The 6,000-nt window shown below is 64.8% G+C and carries 5 protein-coding genes; all 5 read right to left on the bottom strand.

Annotation, left to right across the window (positions count from 1 at the left end):
* Window positions 1-146: 146 nt before the first annotated feature.
* Entirely contained in the window at window positions 147-920 is a 774-nt protein-coding gene (locus HX881_RS00100) for an enoyl-CoA hydratase (protein WP_017129723.1), read from the bottom strand.
* A gap of 15 nt (window positions 921-935) precedes the next feature.
* The gene (locus tag HX881_RS00095; RefSeq protein ID WP_177082099.1) at window positions 936-2,063 is read right to left on the bottom strand and encodes an acyl-CoA dehydrogenase; all 1,128 of its coding nucleotides are present in this window, start codon (window positions 2,061-2,063) and stop codon (window positions 936-938) included.
* Window positions 2,064-2,071: 8 nt separating this feature from the next.
* Window positions 2,072-3,262: an acetyl-CoA C-acyltransferase gene (locus HX881_RS00090; protein WP_177082098.1), complete on the bottom strand. Its 1,191-nt coding sequence runs from the start codon at window positions 3,260-3,262 to the stop codon at window positions 2,072-2,074.
* A gap of 11 nt (window positions 3,263-3,273) precedes the next feature.
* Window positions 3,274-4,041 carry an SDR family NAD(P)-dependent oxidoreductase gene (locus HX881_RS00085; RefSeq protein WP_103032982.1) on the bottom strand — a complete coding sequence of 256 codons (768 nt, stop codon included), beginning with the start codon at window positions 4,039-4,041 and terminating at the stop codon, window positions 3,274-3,276.
* Between the two features lie 179 nt (window positions 4,042-4,220).
* Entirely contained in the window at window positions 4,221-5,867 is a 1,647-nt protein-coding gene (locus HX881_RS00080; protein WP_177082097.1) for an AMP-binding protein, read from the bottom strand.
* Window positions 5,868-6,000: the final 133 nt, after the last annotated feature.

Raw genomic sequence — 6,000 nt, 5'->3', positions numbered from 1 at the left:
TCAAGGGCCTCTTCGTGGGCAATCCCACTCCCACAGTTTTTTTGGTTGGTCACCTTTTTGAGGTTGGCCCGGTCAGTGTGTGGCCGGGCGCTGTGTTCCGCTTGCTGGCGAGGGTGGCCTAGTGGCCAACGCTGGACCTGGCAGACCTACTGGTCCTTGAACTGCGCCTCGCGCTTGGCGATAAAGGCAGCCATCCCTTCTTTCTGATCCTCGGTGGCAAATGCCGCGTGGAACACCCGGCGCTCGAAGCGCACACCCTCCGACAGGCTGACCTCGAAAGCGCGGTTGACGCTTTCCTTGACCATCATGCTGATGGGAATCGACTTGCCGGCGATCAGGCTGGCGACTTTCAACGCCTCGTCCAGCAACTCGTCGACCGGCACGATCCGCGCGACGATGCCGCACCGCTCGGCTTCCACCGCATCGATGAAGCGCCCGGTCAGGCACATTTCCATGGCCTTGGCCTTGCCCACCGCACGGGTCAGGCGCTGGGTACCGCCCATGCCCGGCAGCACGCCCAGGTTGATTTCCGGCTGGCCGAACTTGGCATTGTCAGCGGCCAGGATGAAGTCGCACATCAGCGCCAGCTCGCAGCCGCCACCCAGGGCAAAGCCCGCCACCGCGGCAATGATCGGCTTGCGTCGGTTGGCCACCCGGTCGCTGTCGCTGAACAGGTCATCGAGGTAGATCTTCGGGTAGGTCAGCTCGGCCATTTCCTTGATATCGGCGCCGGCGGCAAAGGCCTTCTTCGAACCGGTCAGGACAACGCAGCCGATCTGCGGGTCAGCTTCCAGGGCGTCCAGCGCGTGGTTCAGTTCGCTGACGATCTGCGCGTTCAGGGCATTGAGCGCCTGCGGGCGGTTCAGGGTAATCAGGCCGACACGGCCCTTGATGTCCAGCAGAATGGTTTCATAGCTCATCGATAGAGTCCTTGATCACAGGTTGCGCGAAATGACCATGCGCTGAATGTCACTGGTGCCTTCGTAGATCTGGCAGACCCGCACGTCACGGTAGATCCGCTCCAGCGGGAAATCGTTCAAATAGCCATAACCGCCGAGGGTTTGCAATGCCGAGGAGCAGACCTTCTCGGCCATTTCCGAAGCGAACAGCTTGGCCATCGAAGCCTCCACCAGGGCCGGCTTGCCACTGTCGCGCAGGGCGGCGGCGTAGTGCACCATCTGCCGTGCCACGGCGATCTGGGTCGCCATGTCCGCCAGGCGGAAGGCCACGGCCTGATGCTCAACCAGGGCCTTGCCGAAGCTTTGCCGCTCACGGGCATAATCACGCGCCGCCTCGAACGCCGCCCGGGCCATGCCCACCGACTGCGCGGCAATGCCGACACGCCCGCCTTCCAGGTTTGCCAGGGCGATGCGATAACCCTCGCCCTCCTCGCCCAGGCGATTGTCTACCGGCACCTTCACGTCCTCGAAGAGGATCTGGCAGGTGTCCGAGGCGTGCTGGCCAAGCTTGTCCTCGACCCGCGCGACCTTGTAGCCCGGCGAGTCGGTGGGCACGATAAAGGCGCTGATGCCGCGCTTGCCGGCACTCGGGTCGGTCACCGCGAAGACGATCACCACTCCGGCGTTCTGCCCGGAGGTGATGAATTGCTTGCAGCCGTTGAGCACGTAGTGATCGCCCTCCAGCCGCGCACGGGTCTTCAGGCCGCTGGCATCGGAGCCGGCCTGGGGCTCGGTCAGGGCAAAGGCCCCGAGCATCGCACCACTGGCCAGGGGTGGCAGGAACCGGGCTTTCTGCTCGTCGCTGCCAAAGTTGAGGATCGGCACGCAACCCACCGAGTTGTGTACGCTCATGATGGTCGAGCAGGCGCCGTCGCCGGCGGCGATTTCCTCCAGGGCCATGGCATAGGCCAGGTAACCGGTGTCGCAGCCACCCCAGGCTTCCGGCACCAGCATGCCGAAAAAGCCCAGCCCGGCCATCTCGCCGATGGCCTCCCGGGGAAAACGGTGTTCGCGGTCCCATTCGGCGGCGAACGGTTTCAGCCGTTCCTGGGCAAAGGCCCGTGCCGCGTCGCTGATCTGTTGTTGCTCTTCGCTCGGTAACATGAGGCCTCCTAGTACAGACACTCGACGGCCATGGCCGTGGCTTCGCCGCCGCCGATGCAGATGGCCGCGATCCCGTGCTTGAGGCCTTGCTGGCGCAGGGCCGAGAGCAGGGTCACCAGGATCCGGGCGCCGGACGCACCGATCGGATGGCCCAGGGCGCAGGCACCGCCATGGACGTTGACCTTGTCATGGGGGATTTCCAGCTTGCCCATGGTCACCAGGGTGACCACGGCGAAGGCCTCGTTGATTTCAAAGCGGTCGACCTGATCCAGGGACCAGCCGGTCTTTTTCAGCAGCTTGTCGATCGCCCCCACCGGTGCCACCGGGAACAGACCCGGGGTATCGGCAAACGCCGCATGCCCATGGATCACCGCCAGCGGTTTGAGACCGCGTTTCTCGGCTTCGGAACGGCGCATCAACACCAGCGCCGCGGCGCCATCGGAGATCGAACTGGAGTTCGCCGCCGTGACCGTACCGCCCGCGCGGAATGCCGGTTTCAGCGTGGCGATCTTGTCCAGCCTGGCCTTCGGCGGCTGTTCGTCATCGCTGATCAGCCGCTGCTCCTTGCCGACCGTGACCTGCAACGGGACGATTTCATCCTTGAAACGGCCTTCGCTGATGGCCTGCTGCGCGCGGGTCAGGGACGCCACGGCAAAGGCGTCCTGGGCCTCGCGGCTGAAGCCGTTGGTCTCGGCGCAGTCCTCGGCAAAGGTGCCCATCAGGCGGCCCTTGTCGTAGGCGTCCTCCAGGCCGTCGAGGAACATGTGGTCGAGCACCTGGCCGTGGCCCATGCGGTAGCCGCTGCGGGCGCGGTCCAGCAGATACGGAGCGTTGGACATGCTTTCCATGCCGCCGGCCACCACCACTTCGGCACTGCCGGCCAGCAGCATGTCGTGGGCGAGGATGGTCGCCTCCATGCCGGAACCGCACATCTTGTTGAGGGTGGTACAGCGGGTCGACTTGTCCAGTCCGGCGCCCAATGCCGCCTGACGGGCCGGTGCCTGGCCGAGGCCGGCCGAGAGCACGCAGCCGAACAGCACTTCCTCGACGGCGTCGGCGGCCACGCCGGCACGCTCGACAGCCGCGCGAATGGCGGCAGCCCCCAGTTGCGGCGCGCTGAGACTCTTCAGGTCGCCCTGGAAGCCACCCATGGGGGTGCGCACGGCGCTGACGATAACAATCGGGTCTTGAGTGTTCATGTGCGATTCTCCTATTTCGCAGCCATGCGCAAGGCACCGTCGAGACGGATCACCTCGCCATTGAGCATGCTGTTTTCAATGATGTGCCGGACCAGCGCCGCGTACTCGGACGGCTTGCCCAGGCGTGGCGGGAACGGCACGCCGGCTGCCAGGGAGGCACGGACTTCCGGGGTCATGCCGGCCATCATCGGGGTTTCGAAGATGCCTGGCGCAATGGTCATCACGCGGATGCCGAAGCGGGCCAGCTCGCGGGCGGCCGGCAGGGTCAGGCTGACGATCGCGCCCTTGGACGCGGCATAGGCAGCCTGGCCGATCTGGCCGTCATAGGCGGCAGCCGAGGCCGTGTTGATGATCACCCCGCGCTCGCCGTCCGCGTCGGCCTCGGTTTCGGCCATGGCCGCGGCGGCCAGGCGCAGCAGGTTGAAACTGCCGATCAGGTTGACGTTGATCACCTGACTGAAACTCTCCAGCAGGTGCGGGCCGTTCCTGCCGAGGATCTTCTCGCCACGAACGATACCGGCGCAGTTGACCAGACCGTGCAGGCCACCGAAAGCCGTGACCGCCGCCTGTACCGCGACCTGGGCCTGGGCTTCCTGGGTGATATCCGCGACCACGCTGTGGGCCCGGGCCCCGAGCTTTTGTGCCTGGGCCGCGACGGCCTCGGCATTGAGGTCCACCAGCATGACCCTGGCACCGGCGGCCACCAGCATTTCGGCGGTGGCCGCACCGAGACCGGAAGCCCCGCCGCTGACCAGGAAAACCTTGTCTTGAATATGCATCACAAATGTCCTTCGTTAAAACCGCAAGTGATTCTGATGTTGCCCCCAGCAGGCGCCCCTCAACTATTGTCGTACCCGACCTTTGTGGGAGCTGGCTTGCCAGCGATGAGGCCCATAGGACCGACACCGCCTGTAAGGCCGCCATCGCCGGCAAGCCGGCCCCCACCAGCTTCTCGTCTTCAGGTCGCGGCCTGGGCCTTGGCGATTTCCTGATTACGCAGGATGAAGCGTTGCAACTTGCCGCTCGGCGTCTTCGGCAGTTCCTCGACGAATTCGATTTCCCGTGGATAGGCATGTGCCGCCAGGCGCTTGCGCACATGCTGGCGCAGCTCTTCGGCCAGTTGCGGGTCGGCGCGGTACTGTGCACCGAGCACCACGAAAGCCTTCACCAGTTCGGTACGCTCGGGGTCGGGCTTGCCCACCACTGCCGCTTCGACCACCGCCGGGTGCTCGACCAGCGCGCTTTCCACATCGAACGGCCCGACCCGGTAGCCCGAGGTGGTGATCACGTCGTCGCTGCGACCGACAAAGCTGATGCTGCCATCGGCATTCAGTTCGACCGTGTCGCCGCTGAGGTAATAGCGGCCGACAAAGGCCCTGGTTTCGAAACCCTTGTAGCCGTTGAACCAGCACATCGGCGACTGGGAGCGGTCCAGGGCGAGAATCCCCGGCTGGCCGACACCCAGTTCCTGATAATCGTCATCCAGCACCACGATGCGATGGCCGGGCGAGGCAAAGCCCGCCGAACCGACATGCACCGGGTGCCGCAGGCCGTGGTGGTTGCACAGCACCATGCCGACCTCGGTCTGGCCGTAGTGGTCGAGGATGGTCACGTCGAGGTGTTCCGCGAACCAGCGGATCACTTCCGGGTTCAACGGCTCGCCGGCACTGCTGACGGCCCGCAGCCGGCCCCTGACCCTGCCGGAGAAGGCCTCTCCCGCCGCGATCAGCAGACGGTAGGCGGTCGGCGACCCGGTGAGGTTGGTGATGCCGTATTTCTCGATCACCCGGCAGGTGCTTTCCACGGTGAACGGACCGTCGTAGAAGGTGATCGGATGACCCAGGCCCAGCGGCCCGGTGATACCGAAATAGAGTCCATAGGCCCAGCCCGGATCGGCGACATTCCAGAACGCATCCTCCGCACGCAGGTCGACCGCATCGCGGGTGTAGTTCTGGAAGGCGATGATCGCCTTGAGCGGCACTTCCAGGGGCTTGGCCGGACCGGTGGTGCCCGAGGTGAACATCAGCAGGAACGGATCCTCGCCGTCCAGCATCACCGGTTCGCAATGGGCCGGATAGTTGTCCAGTTCGGCCCAGAAGCTGAAGTCACCGCGTACGATGCCCTGCCCGCGCGGGCCGGCAACGGTGACGATGGTCGGGCAATCGCCGACTTCGCTGAGTTTGCCGCGGTTGGCCGCGTCGGTGACCACCACCCGGGCGCCGGAACTGCCCAGGCGGTGCTCGATGGCCTTGGGACCGAACGCGGTGAACAGCGGCTGATAGACGGCGCCGATGCGCCAGGTGGCGAACAGGGTCACCAGCAACTCGACATTGCGCGGCAACAGGCCGGCAACCTTGTCGCCACGGCGCACGCCCTGGGCCAGCAGGAAGTTGGCGAAACGCCCGGCCCTGTCCTGCAGGTCCGTAAAGGTATAGGTCGCGCTGCTGCCGTCGCGGCCCTCCCAGAACAACGCGATCCGTCCCGGCAAGGCATGCCGGTCACAGCATTCGACGCTGGCATTGAGCGCCGTCAAAGTCCCTTTCAAGGCCGCATCGGCCGTTTGCTGATAATTGAAGTTCTCGGTGGCGGTCAGGTAGTCGCGCATAACAGGAATCTCTCGGTCTTATCTTGTTATTAGAAGGAAGAGGAACCGTAGAAAAATCCTGGAAATAGTCGCCCCGTCAGGGACTTGGGACAATGGTCAAAGCCTTCAACCTGCTTGACTGGTTTGGCCAATG

The organism is Pseudomonas gingeri (assembly GCF_013386115.1).
Classification (GTDB): domain Bacteria; phylum Pseudomonadota; class Gammaproteobacteria; order Pseudomonadales; family Pseudomonadaceae; genus Aquipseudomonas; species Aquipseudomonas gingeri.
Note: the sequence above shows the minus strand (reverse complement) of the source record. Positions and strands in the feature narration are given on the sequence as shown.